The sequence below is a fragment of the Saccharothrix sp. DSM 118769 genome (genome assembly GCF_052936295.1).
Genome location: NZ_CP193627.1, coordinates 7,229,629 through 7,246,252 on the forward strand (window position 1 = coordinate 7,229,629; position 16,624 = coordinate 7,246,252).

Annotated in this window: 6 protein-coding genes; 3 read left to right on the forward strand and 3 right to left on the reverse strand. The window is 76.4% G+C overall.

Translation table 11 applies throughout. The features are described 5' to 3' along the window. The first annotated feature begins 320 nt into the window (after window positions 1-320). The 3 genes from ACRAKJ_RS30090 to ACRAKJ_RS30100 are packed head-to-tail and all read left to right on the forward strand — an operon-like array spanning window position 321 to window position 3,817. The gene (locus tag ACRAKJ_RS30090; RefSeq protein ID WP_438920889.1) at window positions 321-2,543 is read left to right on the forward strand and encodes a hypothetical protein; all 2,223 of its coding nucleotides are present in this window, start codon (window positions 321-323) and stop codon (window positions 2,541-2,543) included. 60 nt (window positions 2,544-2,603) lie between these two features. Next, window positions 2,604-3,257 (forward strand): hypothetical protein, encoded by a 654-nt coding sequence (locus ACRAKJ_RS30095; RefSeq protein WP_438920888.1) that lies wholly within the window; start codon window positions 2,604-2,606, stop codon window positions 3,255-3,257. Next, window positions 3,254-3,817 carry a superoxide dismutase gene (locus ACRAKJ_RS30100; RefSeq protein WP_438920887.1) on the forward strand — a complete coding sequence of 188 codons (564 nt, stop codon included), beginning with the start codon at window positions 3,254-3,256 and terminating at the stop codon, window positions 3,815-3,817. Before ACRAKJ_RS30095 ends, ACRAKJ_RS30100 begins: the two co-directional genes overlap by 4 nt. A gap of 34 nt (window positions 3,818-3,851) precedes the next feature. On the opposite strand, the gene ACRAKJ_RS30105 is transcribed toward ACRAKJ_RS30100, so the two are convergent. Genes ACRAKJ_RS30105 through ACRAKJ_RS30115 form a run of 3 tightly spaced genes read right to left on the reverse strand, consistent with a single transcriptional unit; the run spans window position 3,852 to window position 16,604 of the window. After that, window positions 3,852-4,859 (reverse strand): 3-deoxy-7-phosphoheptulonate synthase, encoded by a 1,008-nt coding sequence (locus ACRAKJ_RS30105; protein ID WP_438920886.1) that lies wholly within the window; start codon window positions 4,857-4,859, stop codon window positions 3,852-3,854. Next, window positions 4,852-6,258, reverse strand: a complete 1,407-nt coding sequence (locus tag ACRAKJ_RS30110; protein ID WP_438920885.1) for a DHA2 family efflux MFS transporter permease subunit — start codon at window positions 6,256-6,258, stop codon at window positions 4,852-4,854. Before ACRAKJ_RS30110 ends, ACRAKJ_RS30105 begins: the two co-directional genes overlap by 8 nt. Continuing rightward, window positions 6,255-16,604, reverse strand: coding sequence for an amino acid adenylation domain-containing protein (locus ACRAKJ_RS30115; RefSeq protein WP_438920884.1), 10,350 nt, complete (start codon window positions 16,602-16,604; stop codon window positions 6,255-6,257). Before ACRAKJ_RS30115 ends, ACRAKJ_RS30110 begins: the two co-directional genes overlap by 4 nt. Window positions 16,605-16,624 lie beyond the last annotated feature (20 nt).

Sequence of the window (16,624 nt, forward strand, 5' to 3'; positions counted from 1 at the left end):
GGTTAACCGAGCGTCTTCCGGTCACACGGTCGTGACCAGGGCGAAATCCCCGGATCGGCCCAGCGCTGTGGGCTGGACGTCGTCGTCGCCGAACCCGCGCGGTCACCCGCTGGAATGCGCGTTGGGCCACCGGAACGATCCACCGCCGGCAAAGGGGTGACCTGTGCGCCCCATTTCTGCCGAAAGCCCACCGACCTTTCCCGGGCGCGGTAACGCGCTTCGCGGGGGGCTCGACTCCGTGGTGTCACGTGACGGGAATGCCCGGTTCTCCCCCCTCCCAGAAGGGCAGATCCATGCGTCATCCACGAAGATCAGTCGCCGTGGCGGCCGTCGGGGCGCTGCTGCTCCCGGTCGGCCTGCCCGCGACGGCGTCGGCGGCCCCGGTCGCCGGCGAGGACGTGCTCTACACGCTCGACGCCGACTTCGACCAGGGCGTGCTCCAGGACGTCAACCACGACGCGCCGAACGGCGACCAGCTCCAGCTCGACCGGCGCACCACGTTCTTCCCCTACGTCAACGTCGCCGCCTCCGCGCGCGGCACCATGGTGCGCATCGACGTGGACACCGGCGAGATCCTCGGCGAGTGGCTGTCCGCGCCGGACGGCCAGGGCCGCAACCCCTCCCGCACCACCGTCGACAAGCTCGGCAACACCTGGCTGTCCAACCGGAACGAGGCGGGCGGCGGCCAGGGCTCGGTGACCCGCGTCGGCGTCATCCGGGGCGGCACGCGCGTGGACGGCGACGGCACGCCGAACCCGACCGGCGACCACCTGGTCGGCCCGTTCTCGTACAACACCTGCGAGGACCGCGACCAGGACGGCCTGTTCGCCACCTCGCGGGGCCTGGGCGACATCAGGCCGTGGACCAACGCGGGCGGGGTCGACAGCGACGGCGGGGTCCAGACCGCCGCCGACGAGTGCCTGATCACCTACAGCCGGGTCGCGGGCACCAACACCCGCACGGTCGCCGTGGACGCCGACAACAACCTGTGGACCGGCGGGTCCAACACGCAGCACCAGCTGATCTCCGGCGCGGACGGCAGCCCGCTGACCGCGCCGGTCAGCCTGGGCTGCGGCGGGTACGGCGGCCTGGTGGACCAGGCGGGCACCCTGTGGTCGGCCCGCTTCGGGGCCAACCTGCTGCGCTACGAGCCCGGCACCGGGACCGGCGCGTGCCTGGACACCACGCACGGCGACTACGGCCTGGGCATGGACCCGAACACCGGCGAGATCTGGCACACCGGTGTCAGCACCGGCCGCACGGTCAAGATGGACGCGGCGGGCACCGTCCTCGGCTCGTTCCCGCACGGCCACCCGCGCGCCCAGGGCGTCGCGGTCGACGTGGACGGCAACGTGTGGGTCGCCCACGCGCTGGACAACGGCACGAACACGGTCGGGCACCTGCGCACCGACGGCACGTTCGTCGGCAACGTCGTGCTGCCCGGCGGCAACGGGCCCACCGGCGTCGCGGTGGACAGCAACGGCAAGGTGTGGGTCACCAACATCAACTCCAACAACGCGCAGCGCATCGACCCGGACGCCGGTCCGGTGGGCGGCGGCGGGTTCCCGGTGGGCGCGGTGGACCTGACGGTGGACCTCGGCGCGGGCGCCGGGCCGTACAACTACAGCGACATGACCGGCTCGGTGCTGGGCGAGATCACCGCGCCGATCGGCACGTGGTCGGTGGTGCAGGACGGCGGGGTCGCTGGCCAGACCTGGGGCACGGTCACCTGGAACACCGAGGCGCAGGGCAGCGTGCCGCCGGGCACCTCGATCACGGTGGAGGCGCGCGCGTCCGACACCGAGGCCGGGTTGGCGGGCGAGGCGTTCGCGCCGGTGGCCAACGGGGTGGAGTTCGCCCTGGTCGGGCGGTACGTCGAGGTGCGGGCGACGTTGACCGCGTCCCCGTCGGGCGCGAGCCCGGTGCTGTCGGACCTGCGGATCACCACGTCCGAGCGGACCGGCGTGTTCTCCTGCCAGGCCACCGCGCTGAACCTCGCCGGGGTGGTCGTGGCGCGGGCGAACCCGCCGGACGTGCCGTGCGCGGACGACGCCGTGACGGTGGCGAACGTGAACCTGCCCGCGGGTGTCCTGAACGTCCGGGCGACCGCGTTGAGCGCGCGCACCGACCAGACGCCGGACGACCTGCTCGCGCTGCCGCCGGCACCCGGTGACGGCGCGGTGTCCTCGGCGCGGGTGGAGACCACCCGGATCACGAGCCTGCTGGTGACCATCGAGGTGGGCGTGATCCGGGCGGACGCCTCGGTGACGTGCGACGCGGGGCTGAACCCGGTGTTCACCGGTTCCTCGCAGGTCGCGAGCCTGCGGATCAACGGGGTGTCGGTCGCGGTGGGCAGCGCGCCGCTGACGATCCCGCTGGTCATCGGCTCGCTGCGGCTCAACGGCACGACGACGACCTCGTCGAGCCTGGTGCAGCAGGCGTTCGCGCTCGACACCGCGCTGACCGACGTGGTGCTCGGCGAGGCGCGGGTGAACCTGGAGGCGTTGCCGGGCGAGCCGGGCGGCAGCCCCTGCCGGGTCTGACGCACCCACCCCACTAGTAGCCGTACTATATGTAGGACGGCTACTAGTGGGGGTTCGCCGATGAGTCGGAAACTGCTGGTCTGGGCGCACGTCGTGGCGTCCACCGGCTGGATGTTCATGGCGCTGGCGTTGTTCGTGGTGGTCGACTACGCCCTGTCCGGGCCCGGTCGGCTCGCGGCGTTCGACGCGGCGCTGCTGCTCGACGTCGAGGTGCTCCAGTTCATGGCCACCACGTCGGCGTTCACCGGGCTGATGCTGTCCGGCCTCACCCCGTGGGGCTACTCCCGGCACTGGTGGGTGCTGCTGAAGACGGTCGTCACGTTCACGCAGCTCTACGTCGGGATCTTCGTGCTCAGCCCGAACCTGCACCCCGGCGGGTCGCCGCTGATGATGCGGGTCGGGTCGCTGCTGATGGCCTCGGCGCTGGCGTGCCAGGTGTGGCTGTCGGTGGCCAAGCCGTTCGGGCGCACGCCGTGGGTCGCGCCGGTCAAGCCCAGGACGGCGTCCGGCCGGGCGTTCGCGCTGTGCCTGGCCGTGCCGGCGGCGGACTACGCGCTCGGCGAGTTCGTGCTGGGGCGGTCGACCCCGGTGCTCGCCCTGGCGGTCGTGGTGGTCTTCCCGGTCGTGCGCGCCGTGCGCCGACCGGCGCGTAGTCGAGTGGTAACTTCGGGTGACCACCGACGGCCGCCAAGACCCGGAAGGCACGAGACGTGAACCGTCCTGTCGCCCTGCTCGTCGCCGCCCTCGCGGCACCCCTCGCGACCACCCCCGCGGCCGACGCCGCGCCCGTCGCCGGCGGGGTCGCCGTGACCGTGGCCCGCTTCGCCGCACCCGCGACCGCCACCCGCGCCTACACCTACGACCCGGCCCTGGTCGCGCCCGGCGCGGCCGTCATGGTCGTCGCCACCCCGACGCGGCACGGCACGCGGACGCTGCTCAGCGTCTACGGCCTGGCGCCGGACCGCACCTACGGCGCGCACGCGCACCAGCGGCCGTGCGGCGCGCTGCCGACCGACGCGGGAGCCCACCACCAGCACGAGGTGGACCCCGTCCAACCGTCGGTCGACCCGGCCTACGCCAACCCGGCCAACGAGATCTGGCTGGACCTCACCACCGACCACCGGGGTCGCGCGACCGTCACCACGACCGTCGACTGGCGCTTCGCGGACCGCCGCGCGGGGTCGGTCGTGCTGCACGCCCAGCGCACCGCCACCGAACCCGGCAAGGCCGGCACGGCGGGTGCGCGCCTGGCGTGCGCGACGGTGGACTTCTAGGTCGGCACGCCGTCGCCGGGCGGCGGGACGGCGCCTACCTCCGGGCGCGGGACGCGCGGGCCAGGGCGTGCAGCAGGGGCAGGGTGTTGTCCCAGCCCAGGCAGGAGTCGGTGACGCTCAGGTCCGGGCGCAGCCGGTTCGACGCCGGGTCCTGCCTGCCGTCCGACAGGTAGGACTCGATCATCACGCCCACCAGCCCCCGGTTGCCGTCCTCGACCTGCGCGGCCAGGTCGGCGACCACGGCCGGTTGGCGGCGGTGGTCCTTGCCGCTGTTGCCGTGCGAGGCGTCGACCACCACGCGGGGCGGCACGCCTGCTGCGGACAGGGCGGCCAGGGCCCCGGCCACGTGCGCGGCGCCGTAGTTGGGCGTCGGGCCGCCCCGCAGGACCAGGTGGGCGTCGGGGTTGCCGGTGCTGCGCAGGGTGGTGAGCCTGCCGTCGGCGGCCACGCCGGGGAACGCGTGGGGCAGGCCGGCGGCGCGGATCGCGTCCACGGCGGTGTCCAGGCGGCCGGAGACGCAGTTCTTCATGCCGATCGGCAGGGGCAGCCACGACGCCAGGTGCCGGTGCGGCTGGCTGGCGACGGTGCGCGCGCCCACCGCGCCCCACGTGACGACGTCGGCCACGTAGTGGGCCAGCACCGGGTCGACGAACTCGTAGGCCAGGGGCAGCCCGGTGGCCGCCGCCTCGGCCAGGAACGCCCGGCCCAGCCGGACGCCGGCCGCGATGTCGCCCTTGCCGTCGAGCGTCGGGTCGGGCAGCAGGCCGGTCCACCCGGAGACGGTGCGCGGCTTCTCCAGGTAGGCGCGCATGACCACGACGAGGTCGTCGGCGAAGCGGTCGGCGGCGCCCTTCAGCAGGTGCGCGTAGTCCAGCGCCGCGACCGGGTCGTGCACGGAGCAGGGGCCGACCACGACGAGCAGCCTGGGGTCGCGCCCGGCGAGCACGTCGGTGACGGTCTCCCGGTGCCGGGCCACCGCCCCGGCCACCGAGTGGGCCGAGGCGACCTCGCCGGGTGTGGGCAGGGTGTCCTGGTCAGGCATCTGAGTGGCCCTTCTCGTGAACGGGGCGGGGCAACCTCGTCGCCCCGAGTGCTGCCACCAGGGCGAAGCCGAGCACCCACCAGAAGGTGTCGGCGAACGCCGCGGGCGTGTCCGGTCCGCGCGCCGCCAGCCGGCTGCCGAGGACGACGGCGAGGACGGCGGTGCCGACGGAGCCACCGACCGTGTTGAGCAGGTTGAGCGCCCCGGCGGCCCGGGGCAGCCGGGCCGGTTCGATCCGGCTGTAGACGATGTTCATCACCGGTGCGCCGATCATGGCCGCGCCGGCGCCGCGGACGAGCAGCGACAGCACGATGACGGCGTCCGGCAGGGCGTGGTGGAGCTGCGTGAACGGGGCGGTGCCCGCGGCCACGAGCGCGATGCCGGTCAGCACGAGGGTGCGCGGGGCGACGGTGTCGACCGCGCGGGTGACGAGGACCGACCCGACCGCCGCGCCCAGGCCCTGCGGCGCGAGCAGCAGCCCGGTCTCCCAGGCGGACAGTCCGCCGCCGGTCTGGAGGTACAGCGGCAGCAGGAACATGGTGCCGAAGACGGAGGCGCCGAGGACGGCCAGCGCGAGCGCCGCCACGCCGAACGGCGGCCGGGTGAACAGGCGCGGGTCGATCAGCGGCGTGCCCCGGGTGCGCAGGCCGTGCACGACGAACCCGACGAGCATCGCCGCGCCCACCGCGACGGCGGAGGCGGACACCGCGGCCGGGACGGCCTGGTCGACGGAGGTGAGGCCGAAGACCAGCACGGCCAGGCCGGGCGACAGCAGCAGCGCGCCGCGCACGTCGAAGGGCGTGCGCCCCTCGGCGGGCGGCACGGCGGGCACGGTGCGGCGGGCGAGCAGGATCGCCGCCGCGCCGATCGGCAGGTTGACGTAGAACAGCCACGGCCAGTCCGCGACGGCCAGGACCGACCCGCCGGCCAGCGGCCCGAGGACCGGGGACAGCAGCGGCACCACGGAGACGACGCCGAGCACGCGGCCGATCCGCTCGCGGCCGGCGGCGCGCGCGAGCAGGGCCTGGCCGGTCGGCGGGAGCAGCCCGCCGGCCAGGCCCTGGAGCACCCGGAACGCCACCAGGCTCGGCAGCGACCAGGCCAGCGCGCACAGCAGCGAGGCCAGCAGGAACACCGCCACCGCGGTGATCCACACCCGTCGGCCGCCGAACCGGTCCGCGAGCCACCCCGAGGCGGGCACGGCGGTGACCACCGCGAGCAGGTAGGCCGTGGTGACCCACTGGATGTCGGTGACCCGCGCGCCGAACCGGTCGGCCAGCGCGTCGATGCCGACGGAGACGATCGTGCTGTCCAACGTGGCCATGAACGTGCCGAGGACCAGGGTGAACGCCGTGCGCCACAGCGCCGCGTCCACCTTGGCCGCCGTCGGCCCGCTCACGGCGTCGGCTCCCCGACGAGGGCGGACAGGTCCGCGTCCAGGTGGGCGGGCAGGTCGTGCAGCACGCGCAGCAGCTCGGCCGCCAGCGCCTCGACCTCGGTGCGCCCGAACAGCCCGGCCTGGTGGCCGAGGACGCCCGTCCAGGCGCCCCCCTCCGGCACGACGGTCAGCGTCACGGGGTGGTGCGTGCGCTCGCGGAACCGGGTGCCGGTGACGGTCAGGCCGGGGGCGGGTTCGCGCAGCCGCGCCGGGTCCACCGGGTAGTTCTCGAACACCACCAGGCTGTCGAACAGGCGGTCGCGGCCGGTCAGCCGCTCCAGCTCGGGCAGCCCGACGTGGTCGTGCTCCGCCATGGCCCGCCGGCGCGCCTGGGCGTCCGCCAGCGCGTCGGACACGGTGCCGGTGAACCGGACGCGCACCGGCACCGTGCCCGCGACCAAGCCGATGATCTCCTCGACGCCCTCGACGTCGGCGGTCCGGTTGGCCACCATCGCGCCGAAGCACACGTCCCGCCGCCCGGAGCGGGCCGCGAGCACCGCCGCCCACGCCCCCTGGAGGAGCGCGTTCGGGGTCAGGCCGCGCCGCGCCGCCTCCCGCGTCAACTCCGCCACCAGGGGCGCGTCGACCCGGAACAGCACGGGGTCGGCCGCGCCCACGACCACGTCGCGGCCCCGGGTCAGGTAGTCGCCCTCGGGCAGGTCCGCCAGTTCCGCCCGCCACGCCCGCAGGTGCTCCGCCCGGTCCAGCGTGGACAGGTGGCGCAGGTAGCGGCTGAACGGCACGGGCTCGGGCAGCGCGCCACCGGCGTAGAGCGCGAACAGCTCGGTGAGGATGCGCGGGGCCGACCACCCGTCGGACAGCACGTGGTGGCTGGTCAGCACGAGCACCTGCCGCCCCGGGCCGGACCGCAGCACGGTCAGCCGGAGGGGCGGGCCGACGGCCAGGTCGAACGGCTCGGCCAGGTCGGCGTCCAGCGCGCGGTCCACGTCGTCCACGTCGAGCACGCGGAACGCCGGGCGCGGGTCGCGCGGGACCACCTGCACCGCGGGCGACGGCGGGAACACCGCGCCGAGGTTCGGGTGCCGCCGCAGCAGGGCGTCGCCCGCCGCGCGCAGGGCCTCGACGTCGAGCGCGCCGGACAGCGTGAACGCCGCCTGCACGGTGTACGGGTCGTCGGCGTGCGCCCGCGCGTGGCGCAGCACGACCTGCTGCAACGGGGTCAGCGGCAGCACGTCGGCCACCGGGTACCCGGCCTCCAGCGCGTCGATCGTGGCCTGGTCGAACGGGACCAGGGGCAGGTCGGACGGCGTGAGGCCGGCGCCCGCCACGGCCGCCGGGTCCTCGGCGATCCGGGTCAGCGCGGCGGTCAGGGACCGGGCCAGCGCCCCGATCCCCGCCTCGGTGAACAGCGCGGCGGGCCAGGTGAACCGGATGCCGAGCGCCTCGCCGGCGCCGTCGTCGCGGGCCAGGGCGTTGATCATCAGCGAGTGCGGCAGCGGCAGGTCGTCACCGCCGCCCGAGCCGAGCGGGTCGGCGTCCGCCGGGGCCTGCCACGGGACGTCCCCGGCGGGGCGGGCGGGGAAGCGGCCGAGGTAGTTCCAGCTGATCTCCGGGGCGCAGGCGGGCGCCTCGTCGCCGAGGACGCCGTAGCCGAGGCCGTCGCCCGCGGCGTGCAGCTGCTCCTTGACCGCCTTCAGCGCCGCGGCGACGCCCCCGTCCGGCACCTCCACCCGGGCGGGGTGCACGGCGGTGAACCAGCCGACGGTCTGGGACAGCTCGACCGGGCCGGAGCGGTCGGGCGCGTGCGGCGGGCGGCCGTGGCTCTCCAGGGCCACCAGCAGGTCCGGGGCGGTGCCGCGCCACTCCGCCACGGCCAGCGCGAGCGCGGTGAGCAGCACGGTGTCCGGGGTGGTGCGGTAGGCGGCGGGCAGGGTGGTCAGCACGGTCCGCGTCGTGGCGGGGTCCAGGTGGACCACGTGGTGGACGGCGGTGGCCGCGGTGTCCCTGGTCGGGTCCGGGGTCGTCGCGGCCGGCGGCGCGGCGGCGACGTGCCGCCAGTGCGGCAGCTCCGCGCGGCGGTGCGGCCGGGCGTCGCGCAGCGCCGTCGCCCAGCCCAGGAAGGACTGGCCGTGCCGGGTCAGCGGCCGGCCGGTCCCGTGGACGTGGGCGATGTCGTCGAGCAGCACGCGCCAGGACACCGCGTCCACCGCGGCGTGGTGCGCGACCAGGACGAGCCTGCCGGGGCGCTGCCCGGCGTCGACCCAGGCGGCGCGCAGCAGCGGGCCGGTGCGCAGGTCCATCCGGGCGCGGGCGTCGGCGACGTGCGCGTCGGCGGCCGCGCGCGGGTCGTCGCCGGCGGCCACCCGGGTGAGCACGTCGGCCCCGGTCACCGCGCCGACGGCGGGGATGCGCAGCACGTCGCCGGCCAGGTGGGCGCGCAGCACGTCGTGCCTGGCCAGCACGGCGTCGAACACCGCGTGCCAGGTGGCGAGGTCGCCGCCCGCCGGGACGACCACCTCGACCCACTGGCAGAACCGGTCGGCGGACGCGCCGGAGCGCCGCAGCAGGTCCCGCAGGACCGGCGTCAGCGGGGCGTCGCCGGTCGCGGGGGCCTCCTCGGTCTGCTCCGCGCCGCCGCAGCGGGCGGCGATGCCGGCCACCGTGCGGCCCTCGAAGACGTCCCGCGCGGTCAGGGACAGGCCCTCGCGCCGGGCCCGGGAGACCACGCGCAGCGACACGATGCTGTCGCCGCCGACGTCGAGGAACGCGTCGTCCAGGTTGACCTCGTCGGTGCCCAGCACCTCGCGGAACACGGCCAGCAGCACGGTCTCGGCGTGCGTGGCCGGTTCCCGGGCCGCCGCGGAGGCGCCCGTGCCCGGCGCGGGCAGCGCGGCCCGGTCGAGCTTGCCGCTCGGCCCGAGCGGCAGCCGGTCGAGCAGCACGAACGCGGACGGCACCATGTGGTCGGGCAGCTCGGCCGACAGGTGCTCGCGCAGCGCGTCCGCGCCGGGTTCGGCGCCGTCGGCGGGGATCACGTAGCCGACGAGCCTGCGGTCGCCGGGCCGGTCCTCGCGGACGACCACCGCGCACGCCCGCACGTCGGGGTGCCGGGTCAGCACGGTCTCGATCTCGGACAGCTCGATGCGGAACCCGCGCACCTTGACCTGGTGGTCGGCGCGGCCGAGGAACACCAGCTGCCCGTCCGGCCGCCAGTGCACCAGGTCGCCGGTGCGGTACATGCGCTCGCCGGGCGGGCCGAACGGGTCGGCGACGAACCGCTCGGCGGTCAGTCCGGGGCGGTTGAGGTAGCCGCGGGCCAGCTTCGGCCCGGCCAGGTACAGCTCGCCGGTCACGCCGACGCCGACCGGCAGCAGGCCGCCGTCGAGCACGTAGGCGCGCACCTCCGGGTCGGGTCGCCCGATGGGCAGCGGCCCCTCGTCGTCCGGGTCGTAGTGCCAGGTCACCGAGTTGATCGTGACCTCGGTCGGGCCGTAGGCGTTGAACAGCGCGCGGCGCCCCGCGCCCCAGCGGCGGGCGAGCTCGGGGTCGAGGCGTTCCGCGCCGACGACGAAGAACACGTCCGGGTCGACCGTGCGGTCGTCGGGCACGGCGGCCAGGAACGACGGCAGCAGGTTCACGCCCGTGCAGCGCTGCTCGGCGATGTAGTCCACCAGCTCGTCACCGGGCACGCGCACCTCCTCCGGCGCGATGACCGACGTGCCGCCGGACAGCAGCGGCAGCATGAACTGCCAGAAGGCCACGTCGAAGCTCGTCGAGGCGAAGTGCAGGTACCGCTCCCCCTCGCCGATGCCGACCACGTCCTCCTGGAGGGAGATCAGGCTGGGCACGCCCCGGTGCGGCACGGCGACGCCCTTGGGCTTCCCGGTCGTGCCGGAGGTGTAGATGACGTAGGCCAGCGAGTCCTCGGTGAGGTCGCGGCGGGCGTCGACCGGGTCGGCGTCCCACTCCGCCGGACCGTCCAACGTGGACGGTCGGGCGAGGTCGAGCACGGGCAGCCCGGACAGCACGACCGGCGCGTCCCCCGCGGTCACGGCGGCGGTCGGCGCGGCGTCGCCCAGCATGTGCGCCAGCCGGTCCTTCGGGTAGTCCGGGTCCATCGGCACGTACACCGCGCCCGCCTTGAGCACGCCGAACAGCGCGACGACCATCTCCACGTCGCGGCCGAGCAGCACGGCCACGGCGTCCTGCGGTCGCACGCCCCGGTCGAGCAGGGCGTGCGCGAGCCGGTTGGCCCGCCGGTCCAGCTCCGCGTAGGTCAGCGACCGGTCGCGGCACACCACGGCCTCCGCGCCCGGCGTGCGGTCCACCCACGTGGCGAACTCGGCGAGGCAGCCGCCGCGCTCGCGGGTCGGCTCGGGGCCGCGGCCCATGGCCAGCACGCGGTCGCGCTCCTCCGCGTCGAGCGCGGCGAGCCGGGCCACCGGCCGGTCCGGGTCGTCGACGATCCCGTGCAGCAGGGTGCGCAGCCAGCGGCCGTAGCCGCGCACGGTCCCCTCGTCGAACGCGTGCGGCTGGTAGCCGAGGCCGACGACGATCTCGTCCTCGGGGATGACGATGACGGTGAGCGGGTAGTGCGTGGCGTCGGTGATGTCCACGCCCACCAGGTCCAGGCCGGGCGCGAGGGGCGTGCGCCGCCTGCTGGAGAGGGGGAAGTTCTCCATCACCAGCATCGTGTCGAACAGCTCGCCCACCCCGACGGCCCGCTGCACGTCCGGCAGGCCGACGTGGTGGTGCTCGCTGAGCGCCACGCTCTCCTCGTGCACGCGGTCCAGCAGCCGGGCGACGGTGTCGCCGGGCTCGTACCGGACGCGCACCGGGATGGTGCCGCCGAGCTGGCCGATCATCGCCTCGACGCCGTCGACCTCGGCGGGCCGGCCGGAGACCGGGCAGCCGAACACGACGTCGCGCCGGCCCGTGAGCCGGCCCAGCAGCACGCCCCACGCGACCTGGAGCACGGTGGTCGGCGTGATCCCCCGGTCGCGGGCGAACGCGCGCAGGCGGTCGCTGAACCCCTCGCCCAGGCCCACGGTCACCCGCTCGGGCCGGTCCACTGCGGACGCCGCGCCGGCGGGGGCGAGCCGGGTGCCCTCGTCGACACCGGCCAGCGCCCCCTTCCACGCGTCCAGGGCGGCGTCGTGGTCGCGGTCGGCGAGCCAGCGGTGGTACTCGGCGGGCGACGGCGCGACGGGCGCGGCCGGGCCGCCGCCCAGCTCGGCGTAGACCGCCAGCAGCGTGCGGCCGACCAGCGGCATGGACCAGCCGTCGAGCAGGGCGTGGTGGTTGGTGATGACCAGCCGGTGCTCGTCCGCGCCCAGCGAGCACAGCAGGAAGCGGATCAGCGGCGGCCTCGTCGTCGTGAACGGGCGCTCCAGCTCGGCGCGGCAGTGCTCGGTCAGCAGGTCGTCGCGCCGGGGCTCGGCGCGCAGGTCCACCTGCCGCCAGTCGAGCGTGACGTCCGCCGGGACCACCTGCACGACGTCGCCGGCGGCCGTGGTGTGCAGGTGGACGCGCAGCGCGGGGTGGCGGCGCAGCAGCTCGGCGGTCGCGGCCCGCATCCGGTCGGCGTCCAGCTCGCCGCGCAACAGGGTCATCGCCTGCACGACGTAGACGTCGGCGTCCTCGTCGCCGCGCACCAGGCTGTGGAAGGACAGCCCGACCTGCAACGGGGTCGCGGGTAGCACGTCCTCGACCCGGCCGTCGCGTTCGAGGGCGTCGATCGCGGCCTGGTCGAGCGGGACCAGCGGCAGGTCCGAGGGGGTGAGGCCGCCGCCGCCGGTGCCGATGCGCCCGGCGTGCGCGGCCAGCGCGCCCAGGGCGGTCGCCCACGCCTCCTGGAGCCCGGCCACGGCGGCGGGCGGCAGCACCAGGCCGGCGGCGGTCCACTCGACCGCGATGCGCGGCGCCCCGTCCCCGTGCGAGCCGTCCCCGCGGCCCCCGTCCCCGCGCGCCCCGGCCTCGTGCACGAAGCAGTTGAGCGCCAGCACCTGCTCCAGGGCCTTGCCCGCGGGCTCGACCACGGCGAACGGGTCGTGCTCGGGCAGCCGCCACCCGGTGCCGGGCAGCGGGGCGAACCGGCCGAGGTAGTTCAGCAGCAGGTCGGGCGGCGGGACGGCGGCGAACCCGTCCCGCGTCTCCGGGTCCAGGTGCCGCAGCACGCCGTACCCGACACCGCCGTCTGGCGCGGCGCGCTTGGCCTCCTTGGCCGCCCGCAGCAGCCGCCCGGCGGCGTCACCGCCCGCGAGCGCGTCGGCCAGGTCCGCGTCGGCGCGCACGGCGTCGGCGGGCACCCGCACCGGGTGCTCGGAGGTGAACCAGCCGACCGCGCGGGACAGGTCGGCACCGGGCGCGAGCTGCTCGCGGCCGTGGCCCTCGACGGTGACGGTCACCGCGTCGCGGGCCTCGCGCACCCACAGCCGCACGGCCAGCACGAGCGCGGCCAGCAGCACCTCGTCCACGCCGGCGCGGTAGGCGGCGGGCAGGGCGTCCAGCACGGCGGCGGTCACCTCGGGCGACGCCGTCGTGGTGCTCCGGTCCGCGGTGGCCACCACGTCGACGGCCTGGTCCAGTGGGCGGGCGCCGATGCCCTCGTACCCGGCGGCGCGCCGCCAGTGGTCCAGCTCGCCGCGCCGGGCGCCGGTCTCCCCCTGCTCGGCGAGCAGCAGCGCGTGGCCGCGCCACGACGTGCCGGCGGGCGCGAGCGGGCCGCCCGCGCAGGCCGTGCGCAGGTCCGGCAGCAGCACGCGCCAGGACACGCCGTCCACGACGAGGTGGTGCACGACCACGACGAGCCGGTCCGGCGCGTCGGCGGGGGTGCGCACGAGGGCCACCCGCACCAGGTCGCCCGTGCGCGGGTCGAGGGACGCGGCCAGCCGTTCGGCGAGCGCGGTCACCTCGTCCTCCCCGGCGGTGACCTCGTCCACCGCGGCGGTCACCGCGCCGCGCGGGCGCACCACCAGGCCGTCGCCGGTGACCAGCAGGCGCAGGGCGTCGTGCCGGTCGAGCACGGCGGCCACGCCCGCCACCAGGTCGTCCAGGGCGAGGGGGTCGTCCACCCGCACGGCGGTCCACTGCGCGTACCCGGCGACGTCGGCCACGTCGGGGTTCGCGTCGAGCAGGGCGCGCACGATCGGCGGCGCGGGCACGGGGCCCGTCGGGTCGTCGACCACCGGGGCGGGTCCGCCGTCGACCTCGCGGCCCGCCGCGGCGAGCGAGGCGAGGGAGCGGCGGGCCAGCAGGTCGCGCGGGCGCAGCTCCAGGCCGCGCGCCCGCAGCCGGCTGCTGACGCTGATCGCGGTGATGCTGTCGCCGCCCAGGGCGAAGAAGTCGTCGTCCACGCCGACCCGCTCGGCGCCCATCACCTCGGCGACGACCGCGCACAGCAGGCGTTCGCGCTCGGTGGACGGCGCGCGACCGCCGCCCGCGGCCCTCGGCGCGGGGAGCGCGGCGCGGTCCAGCTTGCCGTTGGCGGTGACCGGCAGCTCGTCCAGCACCACGACCGCGGCGGGCACGAGGTGGTCGGGCACCCGCTCGGCGAGGGCCTCCCGCACCGACTCGGGCGTCACGGTCGCCCCGGCGCCGGGCACGACGTAGCCGACCAGCCGGGCCGGGCCGCCGTCCGCGCGGACGGTCGCCGCGGCGGCGCTCACACCGGGCACCGCGCCGAGCGCGGCCTCGACCTCGCCGACCTCCACCCGGTGCCCGCGGACCTTGACCTGGCCGTCGCGCCGGCCCAGGTACTCCACGCCCCGGCCGGGCACCCAGCGGGCCAGGTCGCCGGTGCGGTACATCCGGTCGCCCGGCCCGCCGAACGGGTCGGCGACGAACCGCCCGGCGGTGAGGCCGGGGTCGCCCAGGTAGCCGCGGGCCAGGTGCGGCCCGGCCAGGTACAGCTCGCCGCGCTCGCCGTGCGGCACCGGCTGGAGCGCGTTGTCCAGCAGGTAGGCGCGGGTGCCGGACAGCGGGAAGCCGATGGTCGGCACGTCGCCGTCGAGGCGGGCGCTGGTGCTGTCCACCGCGGCCTCGGTGGGGCCGTACATGTTGCGCGCGGCGACGCCGGAGCGGACGACCCGCCGCCACAGCGCGGGCGGGGTGGCCTCGCCGCCGAGCACGAGCAGCGCGGGGCGGTGCTCGTGCTCGGCGAGCAGCAGGCCCGCGTCCACGAGGGGCGCGGCCATCGACGGCGTGGTGTCCACGACGTCGATCCGGTCGCGCCGGTAGGCGTCGAGCAGCGCGTCGGCGTCGCGGGCCGTCTCGGCGTCGTAGAGGTGCAGCTCGTGCCCGCACAGCAGCCACGACAGCTGGTCCAGCGCCGAGTCGAAGGCGAACGAGTAGGTGTGCGCGACGCGCAGCCGCCTGCCCGCGGCGCGCTCCGCCTCGGCGACGGTGGTCGACCGGTGGTGGTGCAGCAGCGCCAGCAGGCCGCCGACCCGGCCGAGCACGCCCTTGGGGCGGCCGGTCGAGCCGGAGGTGTGGATGACGTACGCCAGGTGCTCCGGGTCGCGGTCCACCGGGGACGGCCCGGAGACCGCTCCCCCGTCGTCGTCCGGGGACATCCGCGCCACGCCGTCCGGGACGGCGCCGGCCGTCGCCGGGGTGCACAGCACGAGCACCGCGCCGGTGTCGGCGACCAGGCCGCGCAGCCGCTCCACCGGGTGCTCGACATCCAGCGGCTGGAAGGCGGCCCCGGCGTCCAGCACCGCCAGCAGGGACACGACGAGGTCGACCGAGCGCGGCAGCGCGAGCGCCACCACGTCGTCCGGCCCGACGCCCCTCGCCCGCAGCGCGCACGCCAGGCGGCGCACCCGGGCCACGAGGTCGCGCCCGGTCAGCCGCTCCCCGCCGTGCACCAGCGCGGTCGCGTCGGTGTCCAGGTCGTCGAGCAGCGCGGTCACGTCGCGCGGCGCGCCCGGCAGCGGCGGCGTCGCCCACTCGCCCAGCAGCGCGGCCCGCTCCTCGTCGCCGACCAGCGGGACCCGGCCGATGGCGGGCGCGTCGGCGGAGGTGCAGGCGGTGAGCAGGGTGCGGAACGCGGTCAGCTTGCGCTCCACGGCCGCCTGGTCGTGGGTGCGCGCGTCGACCTCGAAGCCGAGCAGCAGGCCGCCGTCCCGGGTGGGCAGCACGCTGAGGCCCATGTCCTCCGGCGGGCCGCCCGCGACGTTGCGCATCACGCCGGTGGCGCCCGCGAAGTCGAGGGTCAGGTCGAACGCCTTGAGGTTGATGCCCCGGCCGTGCAGCAGCGCGCCCGCGCCGGGCACGGCCAGGTCGCGCGGCAGGTCCTCGCCGCGGTAGCGCTGGTGGGCGCGCATCCCGCGCATCACCCCGGCCACCCGCCTGCTCAGCTCGCCCAGGTCGTCGTCGCCGCGCGCCTCCACGCGCAGCGGCAGCACGTTGACCGCCATCGCCGGGGTGCGCAGGCCGACGCCGGTGCGGCACATCAGCGGCAGCGCGAACACGACGTCCGCGCGGCCCTGCACGCGGTGCAGGAACGCGGCGTAGCAGGCGATCAGCGCCTCGCCCCAGGTGACGCCCGCGCCGTCGGCGAACTCCCGCAGCCGGGCCACCTCGTCGGCGGGCACGACGGCGCGGGCGGTGACGGTGCGGTCGGGCGGACCCGAGGCCGCCGCGTCGTCCACGTCGAACTCGGGCAGCGGCGTGAGCCGGTCCAGCCAGTAGGCCCGGTCGCGCTCGAACTGCTCGCCCTCCCGGTAGGCGCGGTCGGCGGCGACCAGGTCGGCGAACCGGCCGAACGCCGGCTTCGGCGCGGGGGCGCCGGCGGCCAGCGCGGTGTGGTGCGCGGCCGTGCGGCGGGCGAGCATGGCCGCGGTGTAGCCGTCGAACACGAGGTGGTGGCCCAGCTGCGTGTACCAGACCTCGCGGTCGGACAGCCTGATGACGGTGCACGAGAACAGCGCCCGGTCGACCATGCCCCGGCACGCCTCGGCGACGCGCGCCCGTTCGGCGACCACGAACGCCTCGGCGGCGGCCCTCGGGTCGGCCTCGCCGCCCAGGTCCACGACCGCGGGCAGCGGCACCGGCTCGTCGGACACGACCTGGCGCGGCCCGGCCGGGGTGTCGAACACCCGCAGCCGCAGGCTCTCCGCCTCCTCGAACGCGGCCCGCACGGCGCGGGCGACCAGCCCGGGGTCCACCCGCTCCCCGCCGGGCGCGGCGGTGATCTCCACGACGTCGCCGACGACGTAGTAGGGCGAGTCCGGCTCCAGCCGCTGCGCGTTCCAGATGCCCAGTTGGGCGCCGGTGAGGTCGAGGACCGCGTCGACCGGTGTCACGTCCGCGGTCGTCGGGCGCTGGGCGTGGGCAGTGCTCAACTCGTGCTCCTGGGATCGGG